We start from the raw sequence: 25,438 nt of genomic DNA on the forward strand, positions 1-25,438 counted from the left end.
TATAACTATTTCGTAGCAATTGGCAGCTAAATACTGGTCTTATCAGGGAAGATAATCAACCGTTAACATGTAAAGAAAATCGGATCGTCCGTGTTTTGCAACGCACTGCACATAACGTGAAACTACCGCCACCACTGGCGAAACTTCTTGTAACGGCACGCTAGCAGCACCGCCGCGAGCGCTGCATAAATAATCGGTTGAGGGGAGATAATTTTTACCGACCACAAATAATGTATGGGTGCCAGGATCGCCACAAGATAGACGAAGTTGTGCAGATACTGCCAGTTTTTACCCAGCATTCTCTGTGCAGCTTGCGTAGATGTTAAAGTGAGGGCGAATAATATGACCCAGCTAGCAATGCCCAATGTTAAATAAGGTCGCGTAAGTAATTCCCGCCCTAATAACGCCAGATTATTAATGCCCAGCTCCAGTAACGCGTAGCTGGTTAAATGCAGCGTTGCCCAGGCGAAACACCATAGCCCTAACAGACGACGTGTGCGTATCAATAATGGCTGTTTAGCGTAGCGCGTGAGTGGAGAGACCAGCAAGGTCGCCAGCAAGAATTTCAGAGCTGTCCTACCGGTAAAGTGCTGGATATCTTTGACCGGATCGGCGCTCAGGCCGCCGTGATTTACCGCCCAAAATAGCCAGATAAACGGCAATAAACCGGCAAGATGCAGGCAAACTTTCATCGCGATAATGTGCTTTGCGGTCAGACGCACTTAAAAATTCTCCTGCAAATTGAGTCCGCGATACAGTGATGCAACCTCTTCGGCATAGCCGTTAAACATCAGCGTGGGCTGACGCTGTACGTCCAGGATACCGCCTGCGCCAATAAAACGCTCAGTGGCCTGGGACCAGCGGGGGTGATCGACATGCGGATTCACGTTGGCATAAAATCCGTATTCATTGGGCGCGGCCAGATTCCAGGTTGTCGGAGGGCGTTCGCGCGTGAGTTTGATACTCACGATCGACTTAATGCCTTTAAATCCATATTTCCACGGCACAATTAAGCGAATGGGCGCGCCATTTTGTGGTGGAAGGGCCTTGCCATAAACCCCCACAGTAAGCAGTGTGAGTGGGTGCATTGCTTCATCCAGACGCAGTCCTTCAACATAGGGATATTTTAGCCCGCCGCCAATAAAGCGATCTTTCTGTCCCGGCATATCATCCGGTGCGTACAGCGTTTCGAACGCGACATACTTTGCGTTGCTGGTGGGTTCAACCTGCGCCAGCAGTTTATGTAACGGAAAGCCGATCCACGGCACGACCATTGACCAGGCTTCCACGCAGCGCATCCGATAAATCCGTTCTTCCAGCGGGAAACGGGTGGTCAGCGAATCGTGATCGAGGGTGAGTGGTTTTGCCACCTCGCCACTGATTTGCAACGTCCACGGATCGGTTTTCAGGCTGCCTGCATTGGCTGCCGGATCCGCTTTATCGAGACCGAACTCGTAGAAGTTGTTGTAGCCAGAAACCTTATCCGCAGGCGTTAAAGGAAGTGAATTTTGCCAGGCGGAGGGCTTACTGAAATCAAGCGGCTTACCTGCAGGTGCGGGCGGGCGATCGTTGCCCTTAAACCAGCTCAGAAGATCGGCCTGTGCAGAGAGGGGCAAAGACAAGGCGGCAGCGCTGATCCCTAATGCTTTTAGTACCTGGCGGCGCTGCATAAAAAAAGCCGACTCATCAGTGACGTCGGCTTCTGTAAATGGACGTAATTTCTTCATAACAGACTCCCGGCTTACGCGTCATAACTGACAGGGGACGCGTAGTTAATATGGCAGGGAGTCTGTAGATGTGCCGCGAAATTTGGTTAATTAAGTGTAAATTTCTGCGCCAGGGCCTGTTACTTCACCTTCACCAGCGTACGGCCTTGCACCTGGTTATTGATGATGGCATCGGCGAACTTCGGCGCATCAGCCAGCGTAATTTCCGTTGCCGCCTGAGCATAGAAAGATTCCGGCAGATCCTTAACCAGACGCGCCCAGGCCTCTGCACGGCGTGCCGGCGGGGTCATCACCGAGTCCACTCCTTGCAAACGAACGTTACGCAGAATGAATGGCATCACCGTGGTCGGCAGAGCGAAACCACCCGCCAGGCCGCAGGCGGCAACGCAGCCACCGTAGTTCATCTGCGCCAGAACTTTTGCCAGAACTTTGTCGCCAACGGTATCCACCGCGCCAGCCCACAGCTGTTTTTCCAGCGGACGAGACTCGGCAAACTCATCGCGGCCAAGAATACGGTTAGCGCCCAGGCTTTTCAGGTAGTCGTGGGTGCTTTCACGGCCCGAAACCGCCGCAACCTGATAACCCAGCTTATGCAGTAACGCAACGGCTGTGCTGCCCACGCCGCCGCTGGCGCCGGTGACGACAATTTCACCGTCTTGCGGGCGAATACCTGCATCTTCAAGCGCCATTACGCACAGCATAGCGGTAAAGCCGGCGGTACCGATGACCATGGCTTTACGCCCATCCAGTCCTTTTGGCAGCGCAACCAGCCAGTCGCCTTTCACGCGTGCGCGCTCTGCCAGTCCACCCCAATGATTTTCACCCACGCCCCAGCCGGTCAGTAACACTTCCTGACCCGCATGAAAACGGGGATCTTCGCTTGCACGCACGGTACCGGCGAAATCGATACCAGGAATCATCGGAAAATTACGAATGATTTTACCCTTGCCAGTGATAGCCAGAGCATCTTTATAGTTCAGGCTTGACCAGTGGATATCCACCGTAACATCGCCTTCAGGTAGCTGATTTTCGTCGAGGGGTTGAACGGATGCGAGGGTTTTTCCGTCCTGCTGTTCTAAGATCAAAGCCTGCATAACCTGTCCTCAATTCGTATAGTGGATTGGAAAATTATTAATGAAGACTATACTCGCTAATCAAAACATGATGCCGATTCTGCGCAATAAATTGCCAGATATACCTGATTTGGTAGTATGCCCACACTGTATGTATAAATGGACGGATTTTGCGTTCAGTTTTGCATTTTTGGGTCGCTTTATCACTTTCAGGCCTGTTTCATAACTGTCGGAGTTAACACAAGGATGCGATTAACGACGAAATTTTCAGCTTTTGTCACGCTGCTTACTGGGTTAACGATCTTCGTGACTCTGATCGGCTGTTCGCTGAGTTTCTATAACGCTATTCAATATAAGTTCACCACGCGCGTGCAGGCGGTCGCGACGGCGATTGATACGCATCTGGTCTCCAGAGATGTCGTTGCGTTAACCCCGCAAATCGATGAGCTGATGGTTTCTGTTGATATCGTGCGCATCGAACTGTTGCAGGGCGAACACGTGGTGTATGACCACTCGCGCACCAGTAGCTACCGACCGGCAGGGACGAACAATCTCTACCGCGAGATCACCGTACCGTTGGTCAAGCATCCGGGCATGTCATTGCGTCTGGTTTATCAGGATCCGATGGGTAACTATTTCCATTCGCTACTGACCACTGCACCGCTCACGATAGCCATTGCTTTCATTATTCTGATGCTCTTTTTGTCTGTGCGCTGGCTTCAGCGCCAGCTTTCGGGTCAGGAGCTGCTGGAGATTCGTTCCACACGTATTCTGAACGGCGAACGTGGGCCGAACGTGCGGGGAACGGTCTATGAATGGCCTGCGCGCACCAGCAGTGCGCTCGATATGCTGCTGACTGAAATTCAAAATGCTCGCGAGCAACGCAGCCGCCTGGATACGCTGATTCGTTCCTATGTCGCGCAGGATACAAAAACTGGGCTAAGCAACCGCCTGTTCTTTGATAACCAACTGGCCACGCTGCTGGAAGATCAGGAAAAAGTAGGCTCGCATGGCGTCGTGATGATGGTACGCCTGCCGGACTTTACGCTGCTGCGCGATAGCTGGGGAATCACCCTCGCGGAAGAACAAATCTCGACGCTGATCAATTTGTTGTCGACTTTTATGACGCGCTATCCGGGCGCGTTGCTTGCGCGTTACCACCGTAGCGATTTTGCCATCCTGCTGCCACACCGCACGTTGAAAGAGGCGGAAAGTATTGCCGGGCAATTATTAAAAGCGGTAGATGCACTTCCGGCTAATAAAATGATCGATCGTGCCGATATGGTTCATATTGGCATTTGCGTTTGCCGCAGCGGTCAGTCGCCGGAGCAAGTGATGGATCATGCTGAAGCAGCCACGCGGAATTCGGTATTGCAGGGCGGAAATAGCTGGTCGGTCTATGATGACTCGCTGCCGGAAAAAGGTCGGGGCAACGTACGCTGGCGAACGCTGATCGAACAGATGCTCAGCCGGGGCGGGCCGAGAATTTATCAAAAGCCTGCAGTAACCCGTGAAGGGCGGGTGCACCATCGGGAGCTGATGTGCCGTATTTTTGATGGTAACGAAGAGGTCATTTCGGCGGAATATATGCCGATGGTCCTTCAATTTGGCCTGGCTGAAGAGTATGACCGTTTGCAGATAAGCCGTCTGACCCTGCTTTTGGGTTACTGGCCGCAGGAAAATCTGGCGATGCAGATAACGGTTGAATCGCTTATTCGCCCACGTTTTCAGCGCTGGCTGCGTGATACGCTGATGCAGTGCGAAAAATCATTACGCAAACGCATAATTATTGAACTTGCTGAGGCAGATGTCTGTCAACATATCAGCCGGTTACAGCCCGTCATCAGATTGATGAATGCGCTGGGCGTGCGTATTGCCGTTACGCAGGCGGGGTTAACGCTGGTGAGCACCAGTTGGATTAAAGAGCTTAACGTTGAGTTATTGAAGCTGCATCCAAGTCTGGTGAGGAACATTGATAAGCGAACGGAAAATCAGCTTCTGGTTCAAAGCCTGGTGGAGGCCTGTTCGGGAACACCCACGCAGGTTTACGCTACGGGCGTACGTTCGCGTAGTGAGTGGCATACGCTGACAGAACGCGGAGTTGCGGGTGGGCAAGGGGATTTTTTTGCTGCATCACAACCACTTGACACTAACGTGAAAAAATATTCGCAAAGATACTCGGTTTAACCTGCCGTTTAATTTGTTTTCACGTAGAATAACGCGCGCTGTGCCTTCTGGGGGTGTGCTTGCCTGCTCGCCAGGTTGTAACAGCAAACATGCAGGTGAATGACCTTTGACAGGTTGCAAACAAAAGCGAGGAGTGCTGCTGATTTATTCAGCCCTGATGGACTCAGGCCGGTTTTGTAACAAAGGAAACGAACTGCACTAATTTTCACCGTAGCAGATGATTTTTGCGCCTTGTCGCTGCTGCGTGTGGTTGGTAAAGTAAGCGGATTTTGTTTTCCGCCCCAGCTTTCAGGATTATCCCTTAGTATGTTGAAAAAATTTCGTGGCATGTTTTCCAATGACCTGTCCATTGACCTGGGTACCGCGAATACCCTTATTTATGTAAAAGGACAAGGCATCGTATTGAATGAGCCTTCTGTTGTGGCCATTCGTCAGGATCGTGCCGGTTCGCCGAAAAGCGTGGCTGCAGTAGGTCATGATGCGAAGCAGATGCTGGGTCGTACGCCGGGCAATATCGCTGCAATTCGCCCAATGAAAGACGGCGTTATCGCTGACTTCTTCGTGACTGAAAAAATGCTCCAGCACTTTATCAAGCAAGTGCACAGCAATAGCTTCATGCGCCCAAGCCCGCGCGTACTGGTGTGTGTACCGGTTGGAGCAACTCAGGTTGAACGCCGTGCGATCCGTGAATCAGCTCAGGGCGCAGGTGCTCGTGAAGTCTTCCTGATCGAAGAGCCGATGGCGGCTGCGATCGGTGCGGGTCTGCCAGTTTCTGAAGCAACCGGTTCAATGGTTGTTGATATCGGTGGTGGTACCACTGAAGTTGCCGTTATCTCCCTGAACGGCGTGGTTTACTCCTCTTCTGTTCGTATTGGCGGCGACCGCTTTGATGAAGCCATCATTAATTATGTTCGTCGTAACTACGGTTCTCTGATCGGTGAAGCGACCGCAGAACGTATTAAACACGAGATCGGTTCCGCTTATCCGGGCGACGAAGTGCGCGAAATCGAAGTTCGCGGTCGTAACCTGGCTGAAGGCGTTCCGCGCGGCTTTACCCTGAACTCCAACGAGATTCTGGAAGCCCTGCAGGAACCGCTGACCGGTATCGTTAGCGCGGTAATGGTTGCACTGGAACAGTGCCCGCCGGAACTGGCGTCTGACATCTCCGAACGCGGTATGGTGCTGACCGGTGGCGGTGCGCTGCTGCGTAACCTTGACCGTCTGTTAATGGAAGAAACCGGTATTCCAGTTGTTGTTGCTGAAGATCCGCTGACCTGCGTGGCGCGCGGCGGCGGCAAGGCGCTGGAAATGATCGACATGCACGGCGGCGACCTGTTCAGCGAAGAGTAATCGGATGCAGGTTGGGTAGCCCCCGCGGGTTGCCCTTCCGCTCTGATACGAGAATACGCATAGACTATGAAGCCAATTTTTAGCCGTGGCCCTTCGCTACAGATTCGCCTTATTCTGGCGGTGCTGGTGGCGCTCGGCGTTATTATTGCCGACAGCCGCTTGGGTACGTTTAGTCAAATCCGAACGTACATGGATACCGCCGTCAGTCCTTTCTACTTTATCTCAAATGGTCCTCGTGAATTACTCGACGGCGTGTCGCAAACGCTGGCTTCGCGTGACCAACTCGAACTTGAAAACCGGGCATTGCGTCAGGAACTGCTGCTGAAAAATAGCGAACTGCTGATGCTGGGGCAATACAAACAGGAGAACGCGCGTTTGCGCGAGCTGCTGGGATCGCCATTGCGTCAGGACGAACAAAAGATGGTGACGCAAGTCATCTCAACGGTTAATGACCCTTACAGCGATCAGGTGGTGATCGACAAAGGGAGCGTTAACGGCGTCTACGAAGGTCAGCCGGTTATTAGTGACAAAGGCGTTGTGGGTCAGGTCGTGGCGGTGGCTAAACTGACGAGCCGCGTGCTGCTGATTTGCGATGCGACGCATGCGCTGCCCATTCAGGTTCTGCGTAACGATATTCGCGTGATCGCTGCGGGTAACGGCTGCACTGACGATCTTCAGCTCGAACACCTGCCGGCCAATACCGACATTCGCGTTGGCGATGTGCTGGTCACCTCGGGTCTGGGCGGACGTTTCCCTGAAGGTTATCCGGTTGCTGTTGTTTCTTCCGTTAAGCTGGACACTCAGCGCGCTTATACCGTGATTCAGGCTCGCCCGACCGCGGGTCTGCAGCGTTTGCGCTATCTGTTGCTGTTGTGGGGTGCCGATCGTAATGGCGCGAACCCGATGACGCCGGAAGAAGTACACCGCGTTGCCAATGAACGTCTGATGCAAATGATGCCGCAAGTTCTGCCAGCACCAGATTCCATGGGGCCGCCTGCGCCAGTGCCAACTCCTGCAACAGGTGTGACTCCTGCGCCTGTGGATACCACGCCGCCACAACCTGCTCCGCGTAAGCCGGGAGGACAGTAAGTGGCAAGCTATCGTAGCCAGGGACGTTGGGTTATTTGGCTCTCGTTCCTTATTGCACTGTTGCTGCAAGTCATGCCCTGGCCGGATGACATTCTGGTTTTCCGGCCAAACTGGGTACTGCTCATCTTGTTGTATTGGATCCTGGCGCTGCCGCATCGCGTAAATGTGGGCACGGGATTTGTGGTGGGTGCCATACTGGATCTCATCAGCGGCTCCACGCTTGGCGTGCGCGCATTGTCGATGAGTATCATTGCTTATCTGGTCGCGCTGAAATTCCAGCTATTCCGAAACCTCGCGCTCTGGCAACAGGCGCTGGTGGTCATGTTGTTATCACTGGTCGTGGATATTATTGTTTTCTGGGCCGAGTTTTTAGTGATCAACGTCTCTTTCAGACCTGAAGTGTTCTGGAGTAGTGTAGTGAATGGCGTGCTTTGGCCATGGCTATTCTTACTGATGCGTAAAGTCCGTCAGCAGTTTGCGGTGCAATAAGGTTGATATGAATACTCTGTATCTTGCTTCAGGTTCTCCACGTCGTCAGGAGTTGCTCGCTCAGCTTGGTGTTACGTTTGAACGGCTGATCCCTGGGATTGAAGAACAGCGGCACCCGCAGGAAAGTGCGCAGCAGTACGTTTCCCGTCTGGCGCGCGAAAAAGCGCAGGCTGGTGTAGCACTGGCACCGCGTGATTTGCCGGTATTGGGTGCGGATACCATCGTTATCCTTAATGGCGAAGTGCTGGAAAAACCGCACGACGCTGCCCACGCCGCAGCAATGCTGCGCAAACTGTCGGGCAAAACGCATCAAGTTATGACGGCCGTGGCACTGGCCGATTGCCAGCACAGTCTGGACTGCCTGGTAGTGACGGAAGTGACATTCAGAGCACTAACCGATGAGGACATCGCGGGTTATGTTGCCAGCGGTGAACCAATGGATAAAGCAGGTGCATACGGTATTCAAGGGTTGGGTGGCTGTTTTGTCAGGAAGATAAATGGCAGCTATCACGCCGTAGTCGGCTTACCGCTGGTAGAAACGTATGAGTTGCTGACCAATTTTAACGCACTGCGTGAGAAAAGGGATAAACATGACGGCTGAATTGTTGGTAAACGTAACGCCATCGGAAACTCGGGTGGCTTACATTGATGGCGGTATTCTGCAGGAAATTCATATTGAACGTGAGGCGCGACGCGGAATCGTAGGCAATATCTACAAAGGTCGTGTAAGTCGTGTACTTCCGGGTATGCAGGCGGCTTTTGTAGATATTGGACTGGATAAAGCCGCATTTCTTCACGCTTCTGACATTATGCCGCACACCGAATGCGTGGCGGGTGAAGAACAAAAACAGTTCACCGTACGCGACATTTCTGAACTGGTGCGCCAGGGTCAGGATCTGATGGTGCAGGTGGTAAAAGATCCTTTGGGAACGAAGGGCGCACGCCTGACGACGGACATCACGCTTCCTTCCCGTTATCTCGTTTTTATGCCGGGGGCCTCGCACGTTGGCGTATCCCAACGTATCGAAAGCGAAACGGAACGCGAACGTCTGAAAAAAGTGGTGGCGGATTACTGCGATGAGCAGGGTGGTTTCATCATTCGCACGGCGGCAGAAGGCGTATGCGAAGAGGATCTGGCCTCGGATGCTGCCTACCTGAAACGCGTCTGGACAAAAGTCATGGAGCGTAAAAAGCGCCCGCAAACGCGCTACCAGATGTACGGTGAACTGGCACTGGCACAGCGCGTGTTGCGTGACTTTGCTGATGCGCAGCTTGACCGCATCCGCGTCGACTCCCGTCTGACCTATGAGGCGTTACTGGAATTTACGGCGGAATATATCCCCGAGATGACCAGCAAGCTGGAACATTACAGCGGGCGTCAGCCTATTTTTGATCTCTTTGACGTAGAGAATGAAATCCAGCGCGCGCTGGAACGCAAAGTTGAGCTGAAGTCCGGCGGTTATCTGATCATCGATCAAACTGAAGCGATGACCACCGTCGACATCAATACCGGCGCGTTTGTTGGGCATCGTAATCTCGACGACACTATCTTTAATACTAATATTGAAGCAACGCAGGCCATTGCTCGTCAGCTGCGTCTGCGTAACCTCGGCGGCATTATCATTATCGATTTTATCGACATGAATAATGAAGATCACCGTCGCCGGGTACTGCACTCCCTGGAGCAGGCTCTGAGCAAGGATCGTGTAAAAACCAGCATTAACGGTTTTTCACAGCTGGGCCTGGTGGAGATGACGCGCAAACGCACACGTGAAAGCGTGGAACATGTATTGTGCAACGAGTGTCCAACCTGCCATGGGCGTGGTACGGTGAAAACGGTGGAAACCGTATGTTATGAAATCATGCGCGAAATCGTGCGGGTACACCATGCATATGACTCCGATCGTTTCCTGGTTTATGCCTCTCCGGCAGTGGCTGAAACCCTGAAAGGTGAAGAGTCACATGCGCTGGCGGAGGTTGAGATCTTTGTCGGCAAACAGGTCAAAGTACAAATCGAACCGCTGTATAACCAGGAGCAGTTCGACGTCGTCATGATGTAAATCGTGTAGTGGCACCCGCGCATGTAGGCCGGATAAGGCGCAAGCGCCGTCATCCGGCAATATTCACTCAAGGGGTGTGAGTCATATTTTTTGGTAGACAAGGAGAGGTGCGTGAGGCGATTGCCGGGGATATTACTGCTCACTGGAGCCGCATTCGTTGTCATCGCAGCGCTGCTGGTCAGTGGACTGCGCCTTGCGTTACCTCATCTTGATAGCTGGCGTCCAGCCATTCTTGGCAAGATTGAATCCGCTACAGGTCTACCTGTTTCCGCCAGTCAGCTTTCTGCCAGCTGGCAAAATTTCGGTCCTACGCTTGAAGCGCGTAATATCCATGCGCAGCTAAAAGATGGGGGAGAATTTTCGGTAAAACGCGTCACGCTGGCGCTGGATGTCTGGCAAAGTTTGCTGCACATGCGTTGGCAGTTTCGCGATCTCACCTTTTGGCAACTGCAGTTGCGCACCAATACTCCTATCCAGCGTAGTGAAGGCGGAGATGGAATTGAAACCGACCATCTCAGCAATCTCTTCCTGCGTCAGTTTGATCATTTCGATCTACGCGACAGTCATATCAGCTTTATAACCCTCTCAGGCCAACGTGCTGAACTGGCGATCCCACAGCTTACCTGGCTGAACAATAAAAATCGGCATCGCGCCGAGGGTCAGGTCAGCCTCTCCAGCCTGACCGGACAGCACGGCGTTATGCAGGTGAGGATGGATCTGCGCGACGATAATGGGCTATTGAATAATGGTCGGGTCTGGTTGCAGGCAGACGACATTGACGTCAAACCGTGGTTGGGCAAATGGATGCAGGACAATGTCGCCCTGCAAACTGCGCGTTTTAGCCTGGAAGCATGGATGACGATCAATAAAGGCGTTGTCTCCGGGGGGGATGTCTGGCTGAAGAAAGGCGGTGCCAGCTGGCTGGGTGACAACCGTACGCATACGCTCTCTGTCGATAACCTGACGGCGCACATCAGCCGGGAACAGCCGGGCTGGCAATTCTCCATTCCCGATACCCGTATCACCATGGATGATAAACCTTGGCCGAGCGGTGCATTAACGCTGGCCTGGATCCCTGAGCAGGAAGTCGGTGGCGAGAATAACAAACGCAGCGACGAGCTTCGCATTCGTGCCAGCAATCTGGATCTGGCCGGATTAGAAGGTCTGCGCCCGATGGCGTCCCGGTTATCGCCTGCGCTGGGTGATATTTGGCGCGCCACGCAGCCGAGCGGCAAAATAGATGTGCTGGCGCTGGATATCCCGTTACAGGCGACAGAAAAAACCCGCTTCCAGTCCGCATGGACCAATCTGGCCTGGAAACAGTGGAAGTTGTTACCGGGGGCTGAGCATTTCTCCGGTACGCTTGCGGGCAGTGTTGAAAATGGGGCGCTCACCGCCTCCATGAAGCAAGCCAAAATGCCGTATGAAACTGTCTTCCGCGCGCCGCTGGAAATAGAGAATGGCGTGGCGACGCTAAGCTGGCTGAAAAATGATAAAGGTTTTCAGTTAGATGGGCGCAACATCGATGTTAAAGCGAAAGCGGTACGCGCGCGCGGTGGTTTTCGCTATCTGCAGCCCACTGGAGATGAACCGTGGTTAGGCATTCTGGCTGGCATTAGCACCGACGACGGCTCTCAGGCCTGGCGCTATTTCCCGGAAAACTTGATGGGCAAAGAGCTGGTTGACTACCTCAGCGGCGCTATTCAGGGCGGCGAAGCGGATAACGCCACGCTGGTGTATGGCGGTAACCCACATCTGTTCCCGTATCTGCACAACGAAGGGCAATTTCAGGTTCTGGTGCCGCTACGTAAGGCGAAATTTGCTTTCCAGCCCGACTGGCCTGCGCTAACCGATCTCAATATTGAACTTAACTTCATTAACGATGGTCTGTGGATGAAGACGGATAGCGTCAATTTAGGCGGCGTGAAGGCCAGTAACCTGACGGCTAATATTCCCGACTATGCTAAAGAAAAACTGCTGATTGATGCCGATATCAACGGGCCGGGCAAGGCGGTCGGACCTTATTTTGATGAGACGCCGTTGAAGGACTCCCTCGGCGCCACGCTTGAGCAGTTGCAGATTGACGGCGATGTGAATGCTCGCTTACATCTGGATATTCCGCTAGACGGCTCGCTGGTTACCGCCAAAGGCGATGTCAACCTGCGTAATAACAGCCTGTTTATTAAACCGCTCGACAGCACGCTGAAGAATTTGAATGGTAAATTCAGCTTTATCAACGGCGATCTGAAGAGCGAGCCGATGACGGCGAACTGGTTTAATCAGCCGCTGAACGTCGACTTCTCCACCACCGAAGGGGCGAAAGCCTATCAGGTAGCCGTGAACCTGCAAGGCGACTGGCAGCCAACCCGCATGGGGATTTTACCAGCGCAGGTCAACGATGCCTTAAGCGGCAGCATGGCGTGGAATGGCAAGGTGGGTATCGATCTTCCGTATCATGCCGGACCGACCTACGACATTGAGCTCAAAGGCGACCTGAAGAATGTAAGTAGTCACTTACCTGCTCCGCTGAATAAGGCAGCCGGTGAGGCGTTACCGGTGAACGTTAAGGCCAACGGCAATCTGCGCAGTTTTGAACTGACCGGCAACGCGGGCAGTAAGAACCACTTTAACAGCCGCTGGCTGCTGAATCAGAAACTGACGCTTGACCGCGCAATCTGGACGTCGGAAAGCCGCACCGTGCCCGCGTTACCCGATCAGCAAGGTATTGAGCTTAACCTTCCCCCTATGGATGGCGCGCAATGGCTGGCGTTGTTCCAGAAAGGCGCAGCAGATAACGTTGGCACCAACGCCAACTTCCCGCAGCGCATCACGGTGCGTACGCCATCGTTATCCCTGGGCGGTCAGCAGTGGAATAACTTGAGTATCGTGTCTGAGCCTGCGAGCAATGGCTCCATCGTGCAGGCGCAGGGACGTGAAATAAATGCCACGCTGGCTATGCGCAATAATGCGCCGTGGCTGGCCAATATTAAGTATCTTTATTACAACCCCAGCGCGGCGAAAGCGTCGCCGACGAAAGCACCATTGAATAGTACTCCAGCCTCGCCGTTTTCCGCCGTGGACAACGTCAGCTTCCGCGGCTGGCCGGATGTTCAGTTACGCTGTGCCGAGTGCTGGATGTGGGGACAGAAATATGGGCGTATTGATGCCGATGTGGCGATTAAAGGCGACACGCTAACGCTGAGTAACGGTCTGTTGGATACAGGCTTTGCCAGACTGACCACCGATGGTGTGTGGGTGAACGCGCCGGGCAAAGAACGAACGTCACTGAAGGGGAAACTGAGCGGCAGTAAAATTGACTCCGCTGCCAGTTTCTTTGGCGTATCGACCCCGATTCGTAACTCTTCGTTCAACGTGGAGTATGACCTGCACTGGCGTAACCCGCCATGGGATCCAGATGAAGCTTCGCTGAATGGGATTTTGCGTACCCGGTTGGGCAAAGGTGAGCTTACTGAACTCAGCACTGGACATGCGGGGCAACTCTTGCGACTGCTGAGCTTTGATGCGTTGCTGCGTAAACTGCGTTTTGATTTTAGCGATACTTTCAGCGAAGGTTTCTATTTCGACTCGATTCGCAGCACGGCCTGGATCAAAGATGGCGTGATGCATACCGATGACACGCTGGTGGACGGTCTGGAGGCAGACATTGCGATGAAAGGCTCGGTGAACCTGGTGCGCCGGGAGCTGGATATGGAAGCCATTGTCGCGCCGGAAATTTCTGCCACCGTAGGCGTTGCCGCTGCGTTTGCTGTCAATCCAATTGTCGGCGCGGCGGTGTTTGCTGCCAGTAAGGTTCTGGGACCATTGTGGAGCAAAGTGTCGATTCTGCGCTATCGCATCACCGGTCCGGTCGATAAGCCGCAGATTAACGAAGTTCTGCGTCAGCCGCGCAAAGAAAGCCAGCAATAATTTGACGGGGGCGAGTAATTGCCCCAATCTCAACATAGATCCTCTACCGCAGTCCGTAGGCCGGATAAGGCGTTCACGCCGCCATCCGGCATTGAAGTGCCTGATGGCGACGCTGGCGCGTTTTATCAGGCCTACAACAGTAACTAATGAGTAGCAAAACGATGAGTCTGAACCTGGTAAGTGAACAATTGCTAGCGGCAAATGGCCTGAAACATCAGGATCTGTTTGCCATCCTGGGCCAACTGGCCGAACGCCGTCTTGATTACGGCGATCTCTATTTTCAGTCGAGCTATCACGAATCCTGGGTTTTAGAAGACCGCATCATTAAAGATGGTTCTTACAATATCGATCAGGGCGTTGGCGTGCGCGCCATCAGCGGCGAAAAAACAGGGTTTGCCTATGCAGACCAGATTAGCCTGCTGGCGCTGGAGCAGAGTGCTCATGCTGCCCGTACTATCGTGCGTGACAGCGGTGACGGCAAAGTAAAAACGCTGGGAGCTGTAGAGCATCAGGCGCTTTACACCTCGGTTGATCCCCTGCAGAGCATGAGCCGCGAAGAGAAACTGGATATTCTGCGCCGCGTAGACAGCGTGGCGCGTGCCGCCGACAAGCGCGTCCAGGAAGTAACCGCCAGCCTGACCGGTGTTTATGAACTGATCCTGGTAGCAGCGACCGACGGTACGCTGGCCGCTGACGTTCGCCCGCTGGTACGCCTGTCCGTAAGCGTACAGGTGGAAGAGGACGGTAAGCGCGAGCGCGGCGCCAGCGGTGGCGGCGGTCGTTTTGGCTATGACTATTTCCTGGGCGACCTTGATGGTGAAGTTCGTGCTGACGCATGGGCGAAAGAAGCCGTACGCATGGCGTTGGTTAATCTCTCTGCGGTAGCTGCGCCTGCTGGTACGCTGCCGGTAGTACTCGGCGCTGGCTGGCCTGGCGTTCTGCTGCATGAAGCGGTCGGTCATGGTCTGGAAGGCGACTTTAACCGCCGTGGTACCTCGGTATTCAGCGGTCACATGGGGGAGCTGGTAGCGTCAGAACTGTGCACCGTGGTGGATGACGGCACAATGGCGGACCGTCGTGGCTCTGTGGCTATTGATGATGAAGGCACGCCGGGTCAGTACAACGTGCTGATCGAAAACGGTATTCTGAAAGGCTACATGCAGGACAAACTGAATGCGCGCCTGATGGGCGTTGCGCCAACGGGTAACGGTCGCCGCGAATCTTACGCGCACCTGCCGGTGCCACGTATGACCAACACCTATATGCTGCCGGGGAAATCTACGCCGCAGGAAATCATCGAATCCGTTGAATACGGTATTTATGCGCCTAACTTCGGCGGCGGCCAGGTGGATATCACCTCCGGGAAATTTGTGTTCTCTACGTCTGAAGCATATCTGATTGAAAACGGTAAAGTCACCAAACCGGTGAAAGGCGCGACGTTGATTGGCTCTGGTATCGAAGCGATGCAGCAGATTTCGATGGTGGGTAACGACCTGAAACTGGATAACGGGGTTGGCGTGTGCGGTAAAGAAGGGCAGAGCCTGCCGGTGGGCGTGGGCCAGCCGACGCTGAAGGTGGATAACCTGACCGTGGGTGGCACCGCATAACATCATGATGTATGCCCGATGAGCACCAGTGCCATCGGGCATCTTTCCGGATGCGGCGTCAATGCCTTATCCGGCCTACACTTTTTTTATTTCTCTTTTCCCCGACCGTACATTCCCTGAAACAGCTGCGCTACATCGACAAAATAGTCTGTCAGATAGTTAATCACCACCTGCACCTTGAGCGGCAATTTGTCTTTTTCGGTATACAGCGCATAGACCGGACGCGGATCCGACTGGTAGCGGGGAAGCAGAATCTCCACTTCGCCACGATTGATCTCATTGATCACCCACATCAGCGGTACATAGGCAATGCCCGCACCTGCGGCCAGCCAGCGCACCAATGTCATCGGATCGTTAGTCACAAAACGACCCTCTGGGATCAGGCGGGTGGAAATTCCTTCCGGAGCGATAAGCTCGAATTCATTATCCGGGCGCACGCTGTATTCCAGCCACGAGTGGTTGCTGAGATCGGCAGGTTTCTCCGGGGTGCCAAACTGTGCGAGATAGCTTTTCGCCGCGCAGACCACCATCGGCATAGCCCCCAAACGGCGTGAAAACAGGCTGGAGTCCTGCAACGCGCCGACGCGGATAACCACGTCCAAACCATCAGCGATTAAATCCGGGGCCGGGATGCCGGTCACCAGATTTACCGTCAATCCCGGATACTCTTTCAGCATCGTGGCGGTTAATCCGGCGAGGACATTTTGTGCCATAGTTGAAGAACAGCCAATGCGCAGGGTGCCGATAGGCGTGTTGTTAAAGGCATAGAGTTGCTCGTGAACATCCTGCGCTTCGTGCAGCATTCTCCGGCAGCCCTGATAATAAATTTTACCGGCTTCAGTTAGCCCAATGCTACGCGTGCTGCGGTTTAGCAGCTTGACCTGTAGCTCATCTTCCAGTTTTGAGACCGTCTGGCTTATCGATGAAACGCTCATTTGTAGCTGTCTTGCGGCGGCGGTGAAGGAGCCCATTTCGACAACTTTGGCGAACACCGACATACGTTTTAATCGTTCCATTGTTCACTCTGGCTTAAAAGTGATTTAGATCACATAATATAGATAACAGCATAACAGTTACGTTAATATATTATTATTCAAATAACGGCTATGTCGCTCTCGCCTGGCTCATCCTTGCCCTTCTCTGCGGTGACATACGCTAGAAAATCTATCATCTGCACTCTCTTACGTTACCAAGGTCAACATGAGTCTGTTTCCCGTTATCGTGGTGTTTGGTCTGTCCTTCCCACCGATTTTTTTCGAATTACTTTTGTCACTGGCGATTTTCTGGCTGGTGCGCCGGGTGCTTGTTCCGACTGGCATCTATGATTTTGTCTGGCATCCGGCTCTGTTTAACACCGCGCTGTATTGCTGTCTGTTCTATTTAATAACGCGCCTGTTCGTTTGAGGTTGAAGTGAAAACACTAACAAGAAAACTCTCCCGCACGGCCATTACCGTGATACTGGTCATTCTGGCCTTCATCGCTATTTTCCGCGCATGGGTGTTCTACACCGAGTCGCCGTGGACACGTGATGCGCGTTTCAGCGCCGATGTCGTCGCGATTGCGCCGGATGTTGCGGGCCTTATTACCAACGTTAACATCCATGATAACCAACTGGTGAAAAAGGATCAGATCCTGTTCACTATCGACCAGCCACGCTATAAGAAAGCCCTCGAGCAGGCCGAAGCTGACGTGGCCTATTATCAGGTACTGGCGCAGGAAAAACGCCAGGAGGCCGGTCGTCGTAACCGATTGGGCGTGCAGGCTATGTCTCGTGAAGAGATTGACCAATCAAACAACGTCCTGCAAACCGTATTACACCAGCTTGCGAAGGCGCAAGCGACCCGCGATCTGGCGAAATTAGATCTGGAACGTACCGTTATTCGCGCGCCAGCAGACGGCTGGGTGACTAACCTGAACGTCTATAGCGGCGAATTTATCACGCGCGGTTCCACGGCGGTGGCGTTGGTCAAACAGCATTCTTTCTATGTGCTGGCGTATATGGAAGAAACCAAACTGGAAGGCGTCCGCCCTGGGTATCGCGCTGAAATCACCCCGCTTGGCAGTAATAATGTGCTGAAGGGGACTGTTGATAGTGTGGCGGCTGGCGTAACGAATGCCAGCAGCACGCGGGACGCCAAGGGTATGGCGACCATTGATTCCAATCTTGAATGGGTGCGTCTGGCGCAGCGTGTGCCGGTGCGAATTCGTCTTGATGAGCAGCAGGGAACCTTGTGGCCTGCCGGGACGACGGCGACCGTCGTCATTACCGGCAAGCAGGATCGCGATGCCAGCCAGGAATCTTTCTTCCGTAAAATGGCGCACCGCCTGCGCGAGTTTGGTTAATCGCGATGGGTATTTTCTCCATTGCCAACCAGCATATCCGCTTTGCGGTAAAACTGGCCTGCGCGATTGTACTGGCGCTGTTCGTTGGCTTTCACTTCCAGCTTGAGACCCCGCGCTGGGCGGTGCTGACCGCGGCCATTGTGGCGGCAGGTCCGGCCTTTGCCGCTGGCGGAGAACCTTATTCAGGTGCTATCCGCTATCGAGGCATGTTGCGTATTGTCGGGACATTTATCGGCTGTATTGCCGCCCTGATCATTATCATCAGCATGATCCGCGCCCCGCTATTGATGATCCTGGTGTGTTGTATCTGGGCCGGTTTTTGTACCTGGATCTCGTCGTTAGTGAAGATTGAAAACTCTTATGCCTGGGGGCTTTCGGGCTATACGGCGCTGATCATCGTCATTACTATCCAGGCTGAACCGCTGCTGACGCCGCAATTTGCGCTCGAACGCTGTAGTGAAATTGTGATGGGTATTGTCTGTGCCATTGTTGCCGACCTGCTCTTTTCGCCCCGTTCGGTGAAACAGGAGATTGATGTCGAACTGGATAGCCTGCTGGTGGCGCAATATCAGCTTATGCAGCTGTGCATTAAGCATGGCGACAGTGAAGAAGTAGACAAAGCCTGGGGAGATTTAGTCCGGCGTACGGCGGCGCTGGAAGGGATGCGTAGTAACCTGAATATGGAGTCCTCGCGCTGGGTACGGGCTAACCGCAGACTCAAGGCATTGAATACGCTGTCGCTTACGCTTATCACACAATCCTGCGAAACCTATCTTATTCAGAACACCCGACCAGAACTGATCACCGATACCTTCCGCGAGTTGTTCGATACGCCGGTTGAAACGGTACAGGATGTCCATAAACAGCTGAAGAGGATGCGTCGGGTGATTGCATGGACCGGTGAACGTGACACACCTGTCACAATTTACACCTGGGCCGGGGCGGCAACGCGCTATCTGTTACTTAAACGTGGAGTTGTCAGCAACACCAAAATTAGCGCTATCGAAGAAGAGATCCTGCAAGGTGAACCGGTGGTGAAAGTGGAATCTGCCGAGCGTCACCATGCGATGGTTAACTTTTGGCGCACCACGCTTTCTTGTGTGCTGGGAACCTTATTCTGGCTGTGGACCGGCTGGACATCCGGCAGCGGCGCAATGGTGATGATTGCGGTCGTCACCTCGCTGGCAATGCGTTTGCCCAACCCGCGCATGGTGGCGATAGACTTTATCTACGGTACGTTGGCGGCGTTACCGCTCGGGGCACTCTATTTCCTGGTGATTATCCCTAATACGCAGCAAAGCATGTTGTTGCTGTGCCTGAGCCTGGCAGTGCTGGGATTCTTTCTGGGGATTGAAGTACAGAAACGACGGCTGGGTTCGATGGGGGCGCTGGCCAGCACCATTAATATCATCGTGCTGGATAACCCGATGACCTTCCACTTTAGCCAGTTCCTTGACAGTGCGCTGGGGCAGATTGTTGGCTGCATGTTGGCGTTTATCGTCATTCTGCTGGTGCGTGATAACTCTCGTGACAGAACGGGTCGTGTGTTGCTCAACCAGTTTGTCTCGGCGGCGGTTTCAGCGATGACCACCAACGTGGTACGTCGTAAAGAAAACCACCTCCCGGCGCTTTATCAGCAGCTGTTTTTGCTGATGAACAAATTTCCGGGCGACCTGGCGAAGTTTCGCCTGGCGCTGACCATGATCATCGCACACCAGCGCCTGCGCGATGCGCCGGTACCGGTGAACGAGGATTTATCCGCATTCCACCGCCAGCTTCGCCGCACTGCCGATCGCGTGATTTCCGCAGGAAATGACGACAAGCGTCGACGCTATTTTAGCCAGTTGCTGGAAGAGCTTGAGATCTATCAGGAGAAATTAATCATCTGGCAAGCACCACCACAGGTGACCGAGCCGGTAAAACGACTCAGTGGGATGTTGCACAAATACCAGCATGCGCTGGTCAGTAATTAAGAGTTGAAAACCGACGCTAAAAGCGTCGGTTTTTTTATGGCTATACTTACCTGAAAATGCGAGAGACCCCTACATATTGGCGGTCTGTAGAGTGGCTGGCGTCGGGATGGTGGCTATAGATGAATATCTATACATTTGATTTTGACGAGATAGAAGACCAGGGTGATTTCTATCGTGAGTTTACGCGCACGTTCGGTCTCGCCAGGGAGAAGGTGGTTGATTTAGATTCTCTGTGGGAGGTGGTTATCGGGGAAGTTTTACCGTTGCCGCTGGAGATTGAATTTGTCCATTTACCGGACAAGCTGCGCAGGCGATACGGCGCGCTGATTTTACTGTTCGATGAAGCGGAAGAAGAGCTGGAAGGGCAGTTGCGTTTTAACGTTCGTCACTCAATGTAAGACATAAAAAAGCCCCCGGCAGGCGGGGGCAAGTCGTCGGACTTAGACGACGAGGGTTTATTTGTACAGTTCTGCAGTAGCGTGCCAGTGAGCACCTTCACGGAGTTCGGTGACGCGATAGCTGCTGGCGCCTGCTTTTTCAGCCTTAGCGGCGATGGCCTGACGCATGTCCATTGGTGAACTACCGATCTGAGATACGGAGATGCTACCCATAGATTGCAGATTCTGTGCTTCTTGTGAGTTCACCTGAGTAACCGCGGCGCTTGCACCGAAGGAGAGAACAGAAAGAAGGCTTAAGGTTGCAATAGTAGTTTTGATTTTCATGATATTTACCTCGTCGAATTCTTTTATAGGGGTCTGCGTTTCGTGACCCTCATCACAAAATCAAGTATACACTAATAACCTTATAAATTAATACCACGCTAATTGTTTCTGTGGGTATTAAGTGTTAAGAAAAATATTTTTTATAACCAAATGGAATTAAAAAGAGCGTTTCGAACATTTTAAAAGAAATAAATTAAATAAAATCAATTGGATATGGTTTTTTGCAAAATGTGCGTTTTTAAGCCTTCATATTCACTATGTGAATGGTTTTTGACGGTTAAACGCACCATTTGTTAAATGCATAGCAGTTAAAAATAGACGGAAGGGGGTAGAAAGAGAGTGTTTTCCCCCGCCGCGAGGCGACGGGGAGGCGGTATTACAGTTCTTGTTCGAACAGTTCCAGAATGGCTTCGTAGAGATCTTTTACCGTAAAACCCTTAGCTGGGGTGGTGAAGATGGTATCGTCACCGGCAATCGTACCCAGGATACCTTCCGCTTTCCCCAATGAGTCCAGCAGACGTGCAATCAACTGAGCAGCGCCAGGACTAGTATGAATAACCACGACCGCATCGTTATAGTCGATATCCAGCACCAGATTTTTCAGCGGACTGGAGGTTGTAGGCACGCCCAGTTCCGCCGGAAGGCAGTACACCATTTCCATTTTCGCATTGCGGGTACGCACGGCGCCAAATTTGGTCAGCATGCGTGAAACCTTGGACTGATTGATATTATCAAAGCCCTGATCCTGCAATGCGAGGACGATTTCGCCTTGAGAGCTGAACTTTTCTTCTTTAAGCAGCGCTTTAAACGCCTTTACTAATTCTTCTTGTTTTGCCGAGCTTCGCATAAGTCACCCGTAATATGGCGGTAGAAACAACATTATTGTGCATACAGATGAATTTTTATGCAAACAGTCTGCCTTGTTCAAGGCTGAAATAATGTTATGAAAGAGCGGAATTTTATCAAATTTCGTTATCAAGAAACATGCCTGTGTCACGGCTCGCAAATAAGGTTAAAAGTAAATTAAATGTTATCAAATTGATGTTGTTTTGAGGGGTGGGTAGGGTATATTGTCAGCACCTGTTGGAAAGTTGCTCTACTGTGCGGGTGGTTTTGAATTACGTAACTTAGGTTTTATTTTACGTAAGTTAAATGCATAAAAGCCAAATTTGCGTGACTACGCATTCTTGACGCGTGGTTGTTGTATTCGTTGGATTTGTGAATTAAGGTCGCCGCCGCGGAGCAATAGACACTTTGCTTATCAATATAATAAGGAGTTTAGGATGAAAGTTGCAGTCCTCGGCGCTGCTGGTGGTATCGGTCAGGCGCTAGCATTACTGTTAAAAACCCAACTGCCTTCAGGTTCAGAACTCTCCCTGTACGACATCGCTCCAGTAACGCCTGGTGTGGCCGTTGATTTGAGCCATATCCCTACTGCTGTGAAAATCAAAGGCTTCAGTGGCGAAGACGCTACCCCTGCACTGGAAGGTGCTGATGTAGTACTGATCTCCGCGGGCGTCGCACGTAAACCGGGTATGGATCGTTCCGACCTGTTCAACGTTAACGCCGGTATCGTGAAGAATCTGGTGCAGCAGGTTGCTAAAACCTGTCCGAAAGCATGTATCGGTATCATCACCAACCCGGTGAACACGACCGTTGCTATCGCTGCAGAAGTCCTGAAAAAAGCAGGCGTATACGATAAGAACAAACTGTTTGGCGTGACCACGCTGGACATCATCCGCTCCAACACCTTTGTTGCGGAACTGAAAGGCAAGCAGCCTGGCGACGTTGAAGTCCCGGTTATTGGCGGCCACTCTGGCGTGACCATTCTGCCGCTGCTGTCACAAATTCCTGGCGTAAGCTTCACCGAGCAAGAAGCAGCTGACCTGACCAAACGTATCCAGAATGCGGGTACTGAAGTTGTGGAAGCTAAAGCCGGTGGCGGATCTGCAACCCTGTCTATGGGTCAGGCCGCAGCACGTTTCGGACTGTCACTGGTTCGCGCACTGAGCGGCGAAAAAGGTGTGGTTGAATGTGCTTACGTTGAAGGCGATGGCCAGTATGCTCGCTTCTTCTCTCAGCCGCTGCTGCTGGGTAAAAACGGCGTAGAAGAGCGTCAGTCTATCGGCAAGCTGAGCGCGTTTGAACAAGCTGCGCTGGAAGGTATGCTGGATACGCTGAAGAAAGATATCACTCTGGGCGAAGAGTTCGTTAAGTAACGAACTGCCCAAAAGTAAAAAACCGGAGCACTTGCTCCGGTTTTTTTATATCCGTATTAGTTGGTCGCCGGATATTCCTGAATCGTGACCTGTAGCGTCAACTGCTTGTCATCTCGCATCACGACCACGGAGATAACTGAACCTGGTCGAATCTCTGCCACCTGGTCCATCGTTTCCAGTGCAGATACCGCCGGTTTGTTATTGACCGAGATAATCAGATCGTTAACCTGAATACCTGCCTGCGCTGCCGGACCGTCCGGGGCTACTTCGTTAACCACAATCCCCTGAATTTGATCCATCCCGCCGCCCTGGGCGTGCAGTGGCGCAATTTCTCGGCCGCTGATGCCGATATAGCCGCGAATCACGCGCCCGTCACGAATCAGCTTATCCATGATTTTGGTTGCCAGTTGAAAAGGAATAGCAAAGCCGATCCCTTCCGGGGTTTCGCCATCGTTGCTCTTATCAAATGACAGGGTATTAATACCCATCAACTCGCCCAGCGAGTTGACCAGCGCGCCGCCGGAGTTACCGTGGTTGATGGAGGCATCGGTTTGCAGGAAGTTTTGCCGCCCCGTCGGGTTGAGGCCAATACGACCGGTGGCACTGATAATCCCCTGGGTGATGGTTTGCCCGAGGTTGTACGGGTTCCCGATTGCGAGAACCACATCGCCGATGTGCGGTACGCGTTTGTTATTAATCGGAATTGTCGGCAGTCCACCAGTGGCGTTGATTTTCAGCACCGCAAGGTCGGTTAACGTATCAGACCCCACAAGCAGCGCTTCAAATACGCGACCGTCCTGCAATGCGACGATGATTTGGTCGGCATCGTTAATGACGTGCTTATTGGTAATGATATAGCCGCGCTGATCCATGATAACGCCTGAGCCGAGCGTGCGGATCTCAAGCTGGTTATGCGCTGTGCTGTTCATACTGCGGTTATAAACGTTAACGACGGCAGGTGCTGCACGGCGAACCGCCGGGTTATAGCTGGCGGGCGTTTCATCTGCACTATCGAACTGCGGTGCGGTAAGCGTATTAATTTTGCGCAGCGAGGGCATCGCGGCCAGCAGAATAGCGCCGACGATTAAACCAATCGCGACCGAACGTAAAAGCTTCACAAACATGATGGCGGCGTCATTAATAAAGGGAACGGCTGCAGCATATCACGAGTTTACCGGACATCACACGAGGGGCTGATGTCCGGTTGCATGCGTTAACGCAGGAGCAGGTAAATACTCTCGTTACCGCGCACCACCTGCAGGGCAATGATCGACGGTTTCGCTTCCAGCACTTTACGCATTTCAGCGATCGAGTTTACGCGATCGCGGTTAACGCCAATAATAACGTCATCTTTATGCAGTCCGGCCTGTGCGGCAGGGCTGCTTTTTTCAACGTTATCAATTCTGATGCCTTTGGTACCATCTTTTAACTGACCGTCGCTGAGCGTGGCCCCTTGCAACGCAGGCGCAATCATCTCTGCGCTGGCGGACGATGATGTGCTGGTATCGAGGGTGACTTCAACCTCCAGCGGTTTACCGTTACGTAGCAGGCCCAGTTTGACTTTGGTCCCCGGTTCGGTTGTCGCAATACGTGAACGAAGTTCGGCGAAGCTGTTAAGCGGTTTACCGTTGAGACTGGTAATGACGTCACCTGATTTCACCCCCGCTTTTGCGGAGCCGGAGTTAGGCAGAACCTCACTGACAAACGCGCCACGCTGTACGTCCAGTTTGAACGCTTTGGCGATATCGGAAGTCATCTCGGTGCCTTTGATGCCCAACAGACCGCGTTTGATTTCACCAAACTGCATCAACTGCTGTGCCAGCGTGCGCGCCATGTTGCTCGGGATTGCAAAACCAATACCGATGCTGCCGCCACCGGGGGCCAGAATCGCGGTGTTAATACCGATCAGCTCACCGTTGAGGTTAAGCAATGCGCCGCCGGAGTTACCGCGGTTGATAGAGGCGTCAGTCTGAATAAAGTTTTCCAGACCTTCCAGGTTCAACCCACTGCGACCCAAAGCCGATACAATGCCGGAGGTGGCTGTTTGACCCAAACCGAACGGGTTACCCACAGCCACCGCGAAATCACCCACGCGGAGTTTATCAGAGTCAGCAATGGCAATTTGCGTCAGGTTGCTGGGGTGTTGAATTTGTAGCAGTGCGATATCGCTCTGATCGTCGCTGCCAATAAGCTTTGCGTCGAACTCACGACCATCATTAAGCTGAACGCTGATTTTTTGCGCCTGATTAATAACGTGGTTATTGGTCAGGACGTAGCCTTTGGCGGCATCAATAATGACACCTGAACCCAGTCCTTCAAAAGGTTGTGAAGGTTGATCGGGAAGTTCATCACCAAAAAATTTTTTGAACTCTTCCGGGACTTTCTGCCCCTGAGTGGCGGTGCCTTCGACCCTTACACTCACCACGGCTGGCAACACTTTCTCCAGCATCGGGGCGAGGCTGGGGAGCGCAGCCTGACCGGGAACCTGGCCGGGAATCGACGCAACGGCCGGGAATGGCGCCGAGAGAGTTAACCCGACACTTAACGCTAATGCACTCAACAGCTGGGTTTGTTTTTTCATGGATCCTGCTCTCGTACCTTGAGTAAACGGAAGATGATTCAAAACAGTTTGATGTTATTGAATTTTCGGTTTGGTCACAATGAGGCTAAC

22 protein-coding genes are annotated in these 25,438 nt (G+C 52.7%); 13 read left to right on the forward strand and 9 right to left on the reverse strand.

Annotated elements, in window-relative coordinates:
* Positions 1 to 122 precede the first annotated feature (122 nt).
* The 3 genes from msrQ to acuI form a co-directional block, all read right to left on the reverse strand.
* Positions 123 to 722 (reverse strand): protein-methionine-sulfoxide reductase heme-binding subunit MsrQ, encoded by a 600-nt coding sequence (msrQ, locus tag OGX66_RS13190; protein ID WP_044714547.1) that lies wholly within the window; start codon positions 720 to 722, stop codon positions 123 to 125.
* The gene (gene msrP / locus OGX66_RS13195) at positions 723 to 1,727 is read right to left on the reverse strand and encodes a protein-methionine-sulfoxide reductase catalytic subunit MsrP (protein WP_003839884.1); all 1,005 of its coding nucleotides are present in this window, start codon (positions 1,725 to 1,727) and stop codon (positions 723 to 725) included. It lies immediately after the preceding gene.
* Between the two features lie 119 nt (positions 1,728 to 1,846).
* Complete coding sequence (acuI, locus tag OGX66_RS13200; protein WP_016151069.1) at positions 1,847 to 2,821, reverse strand: acrylyl-CoA reductase (NADPH); 975 nt, start codon at positions 2,819 to 2,821, stop codon at positions 1,847 to 1,849.
* Positions 2,822 to 3,046: 225 nt separating this feature from the next.
* On the opposite strand from acuI, the gene csrD reads away from it, so the two are divergent.
* The gene (gene csrD / locus OGX66_RS13205) at positions 3,047 to 4,987 is read left to right on the forward strand and encodes an RNase E specificity factor CsrD (RefSeq protein ID WP_016151068.1); all 1,941 of its coding nucleotides are present in this window, start codon (positions 3,047 to 3,049) and stop codon (positions 4,985 to 4,987) included.
* An 8-nt stretch (positions 4,988 to 4,995) separates the two neighbouring features.
* On the opposite strand, the gene OGX66_RS13210 is transcribed toward csrD, so the two are convergent.
* Positions 4,996 to 5,316 carry a hypothetical protein gene (locus tag OGX66_RS13210; protein WP_153752135.1) on the reverse strand — a complete coding sequence of 107 codons (321 nt, stop codon included), beginning with the start codon at positions 5,314 to 5,316 and terminating at the stop codon, positions 4,996 to 4,998.
* On the opposite strand from OGX66_RS13210, the gene mreB reads away from it, so the two are divergent.
* The 7 genes from mreB (at position 5,294) to tldD (ending at position 15,509) form a co-directional block, all read left to right on the forward strand.
* Complete coding sequence (gene mreB / locus OGX66_RS13215) at positions 5,294 to 6,337, forward strand: rod shape-determining protein MreB (RefSeq protein WP_000913396.1); 1,044 nt, start codon at positions 5,294 to 5,296, stop codon at positions 6,335 to 6,337. The genes OGX66_RS13210 and mreB overlap by 23 nt on opposite strands.
* Before the next feature lie 66 nt (positions 6,338 to 6,403).
* Positions 6,404 to 7,426, forward strand: coding sequence for a rod shape-determining protein MreC (mreC, locus tag OGX66_RS13220; protein WP_049001029.1), 1,023 nt, complete (start codon positions 6,404 to 6,406; stop codon positions 7,424 to 7,426).
* Positions 7,427 to 7,915, forward strand: coding sequence for a rod shape-determining protein MreD (mreD, locus tag OGX66_RS13225; RefSeq protein ID WP_003025196.1), 489 nt, complete (start codon positions 7,427 to 7,429; stop codon positions 7,913 to 7,915).
* A 7-nt stretch (positions 7,916 to 7,922) separates the two neighbouring features.
* A complete protein-coding gene (locus tag OGX66_RS13230; RefSeq protein WP_003839891.1) occupies positions 7,923 to 8,516 on the forward strand; it encodes a Maf family protein in 594 nt (197 codons plus the stop codon).
* A complete protein-coding gene (rng, locus tag OGX66_RS13235) occupies positions 8,506 to 9,975 on the forward strand; it encodes a ribonuclease G (RefSeq protein ID WP_003025190.1) in 1,470 nt (489 codons plus the stop codon). Before OGX66_RS13230 ends, rng begins: the two co-directional genes overlap by 11 nt.
* 111 nt (positions 9,976 to 10,086) lie before the next feature.
* Positions 10,087 to 13,902 carry an AsmA2 domain-containing protein YhdP gene (gene yhdP, locus OGX66_RS13240; protein WP_204529244.1) on the forward strand — a complete coding sequence of 1,272 codons (3,816 nt, stop codon included), beginning with the start codon at positions 10,087 to 10,089 and terminating at the stop codon, positions 13,900 to 13,902.
* Positions 13,903 to 14,063: 161 nt separating this feature from the next.
* A complete protein-coding gene (gene tldD / locus OGX66_RS13245) occupies positions 14,064 to 15,509 on the forward strand; it encodes a metalloprotease TldD (protein WP_286511647.1) in 1,446 nt (481 codons plus the stop codon).
* A gap of 86 nt (positions 15,510 to 15,595) precedes the next feature.
* On the opposite strand, the gene aaeR is transcribed toward tldD, so the two are convergent.
* A complete protein-coding gene (gene aaeR, locus OGX66_RS13250) occupies positions 15,596 to 16,525 on the reverse strand; it encodes an HTH-type transcriptional activator AaeR (RefSeq protein ID WP_003839896.1) in 930 nt (309 codons plus the stop codon).
* A 184-nt stretch (positions 16,526 to 16,709) separates the two neighbouring features.
* Here aaeR and aaeX point away from each other — a divergent pair, with 184 nt between their 5' ends.
* The 4 genes from aaeX (at position 16,710) to OGX66_RS13270 (ending at position 20,224) form a co-directional block, all read left to right on the forward strand.
* Complete coding sequence (gene aaeX / locus OGX66_RS13255; RefSeq protein WP_003025177.1) at positions 16,710 to 16,913, forward strand: p-hydroxybenzoic acid efflux pump operon protein AaeX; 204 nt, start codon at positions 16,710 to 16,712, stop codon at positions 16,911 to 16,913.
* Between the two features lie 7 nt (positions 16,914 to 16,920).
* The gene (aaeA, locus tag OGX66_RS13260) at positions 16,921 to 17,853 is read left to right on the forward strand and encodes a p-hydroxybenzoic acid efflux pump subunit AaeA (protein ID WP_003025174.1); all 933 of its coding nucleotides are present in this window, start codon (positions 16,921 to 16,923) and stop codon (positions 17,851 to 17,853) included.
* A 5-nt stretch (positions 17,854 to 17,858) separates the two neighbouring features.
* Positions 17,859 to 19,826, forward strand: coding sequence for a p-hydroxybenzoic acid efflux pump subunit AaeB (gene aaeB, locus OGX66_RS13265; protein ID WP_003025171.1), 1,968 nt, complete (start codon positions 17,859 to 17,861; stop codon positions 19,824 to 19,826).
* 119 nt (positions 19,827 to 19,945) lie between these two features.
* Positions 19,946 to 20,224, forward strand: a complete 279-nt coding sequence (locus OGX66_RS13270) for a barstar family protein (protein WP_003025168.1) — start codon at positions 19,946 to 19,948, stop codon at positions 20,222 to 20,224.
* 57 nt (positions 20,225 to 20,281) lie between these two features.
* Here OGX66_RS13270 and yhcN read toward each other — a convergent pair whose 3' ends face one another.
* Entirely contained in the window at positions 20,282 to 20,548 is a 267-nt protein-coding gene (gene yhcN / locus OGX66_RS13275) for a peroxide/acid stress response protein YhcN (protein WP_003025165.1), read from the reverse strand.
* 376 nt (positions 20,549 to 20,924) lie between these two features.
* Complete coding sequence (argR, locus tag OGX66_RS13280; RefSeq protein ID WP_003025162.1) at positions 20,925 to 21,395, reverse strand: transcriptional regulator ArgR; 471 nt, start codon at positions 21,393 to 21,395, stop codon at positions 20,925 to 20,927.
* A gap of 436 nt (positions 21,396 to 21,831) precedes the next feature.
* Here argR and mdh point away from each other — a divergent pair, with 436 nt between their 5' ends.
* Complete coding sequence (gene mdh / locus OGX66_RS13285; protein WP_003025158.1) at positions 21,832 to 22,767, forward strand: malate dehydrogenase; 936 nt, start codon at positions 21,832 to 21,834, stop codon at positions 22,765 to 22,767.
* A 56-nt stretch (positions 22,768 to 22,823) separates the two neighbouring features.
* On the opposite strand, the gene degS is transcribed toward mdh, so the two are convergent.
* Positions 22,824 to 23,891, reverse strand: a complete 1,068-nt coding sequence (gene degS, locus OGX66_RS13290; RefSeq protein WP_003025154.1) for an outer membrane-stress sensor serine endopeptidase DegS — start codon at positions 23,889 to 23,891, stop codon at positions 22,824 to 22,826.
* 89 nt (positions 23,892 to 23,980) lie between these two features.
* Positions 23,981 to 25,348 carry a serine endoprotease DegQ gene (degQ, locus tag OGX66_RS13295; protein ID WP_003025151.1) on the reverse strand — a complete coding sequence of 456 codons (1,368 nt, stop codon included), beginning with the start codon at positions 25,346 to 25,348 and terminating at the stop codon, positions 23,981 to 23,983.
* Positions 25,349 to 25,438: the final 90 nt, after the last annotated feature.

The organism is Citrobacter sp. Cf072, from assembly GCF_030334485.1.
Classification (GTDB): Bacteria; Pseudomonadota; Gammaproteobacteria; order Enterobacterales; family Enterobacteriaceae; genus Citrobacter; species Citrobacter freundii.

What these genes read in the sequence shown, in the direction of transcription:
- mreB (WP_000913396.1), top strand. Translation starts at nt 5,294, where the DNA reads ATGTTGAAAAAATTTCGTGGCATGTTTTCCAATGACCTGTCCATTGAC.
- msrP (WP_003839884.1), bottom strand. Translation starts at nt 1,727, where the DNA reads ATGAAGAAATTACGTCCATTTACAGAAGCCGACGTCACTGATGAGTCG.
- tldD (WP_286511647.1), top strand. Translation starts at nt 14,064, where the DNA reads ATGAGTCTGAACCTGGTAAGTGAACAATTGCTAGCGGCAAATGGCCTG.
- aaeX (WP_003025177.1), top strand. Translation starts at nt 16,710, where the DNA reads ATGAGTCTGTTTCCCGTTATCGTGGTGTTTGGTCTGTCCTTCCCACCG.
- acuI (WP_016151069.1), bottom strand. Translation starts at nt 2,821, where the DNA reads ATGCAGGCTTTGATCTTAGAACAGCAGGACGGAAAAACCCTCGCATCC.
- degS (WP_003025154.1), bottom strand. Translation starts at nt 23,891, where the DNA reads ATGTTTGTGAAGCTTTTACGTTCGGTCGCGATTGGTTTAATCGTCGGC.
- mdh (WP_003025158.1), top strand. Translation starts at nt 21,832, where the DNA reads ATGAAAGTTGCAGTCCTCGGCGCTGCTGGTGGTATCGGTCAGGCGCTA.
- OGX66_RS13270 (WP_003025168.1), top strand. Translation starts at nt 19,946, where the DNA reads ATGAATATCTATACATTTGATTTTGACGAGATAGAAGACCAGGGTGAT.
- OGX66_RS13210 (WP_153752135.1), bottom strand. Translation starts at nt 5,316, where the DNA reads ATGCCACGAAATTTTTTCAACATACTAAGGGATAATCCTGAAAGCTGG.
- aaeR (WP_003839896.1), bottom strand. Translation starts at nt 16,525, where the DNA reads ATGGAACGATTAAAACGTATGTCGGTGTTCGCCAAAGTTGTCGAAATG.
- OGX66_RS13230 (WP_003839891.1), top strand. Translation starts at nt 7,923, where the DNA reads ATGAATACTCTGTATCTTGCTTCAGGTTCTCCACGTCGTCAGGAGTTG.
- argR (WP_003025162.1), bottom strand. Translation starts at nt 21,395, where the DNA reads ATGCGAAGCTCGGCAAAACAAGAAGAATTAGTAAAGGCGTTTAAAGCG.
- csrD (WP_016151068.1), top strand. Translation starts at nt 3,047, where the DNA reads ATGCGATTAACGACGAAATTTTCAGCTTTTGTCACGCTGCTTACTGGG.
- yhcN (WP_003025165.1), bottom strand. Translation starts at nt 20,548, where the DNA reads ATGAAAATCAAAACTACTATTGCAACCTTAAGCCTTCTTTCTGTTCTC.
- degQ (WP_003025151.1), bottom strand. Translation starts at nt 25,348, where the DNA reads ATGAAAAAACAAACCCAGCTGTTGAGTGCATTAGCGTTAAGTGTCGGG.
- mreC (WP_049001029.1), top strand. Translation starts at nt 6,404, where the DNA reads ATGAAGCCAATTTTTAGCCGTGGCCCTTCGCTACAGATTCGCCTTATT.
- rng (WP_003025190.1), top strand. Translation starts at nt 8,506, where the DNA reads ATGACGGCTGAATTGTTGGTAAACGTAACGCCATCGGAAACTCGGGTG.
- aaeB (WP_003025171.1), top strand. Translation starts at nt 17,859, where the DNA reads ATGGGTATTTTCTCCATTGCCAACCAGCATATCCGCTTTGCGGTAAAA.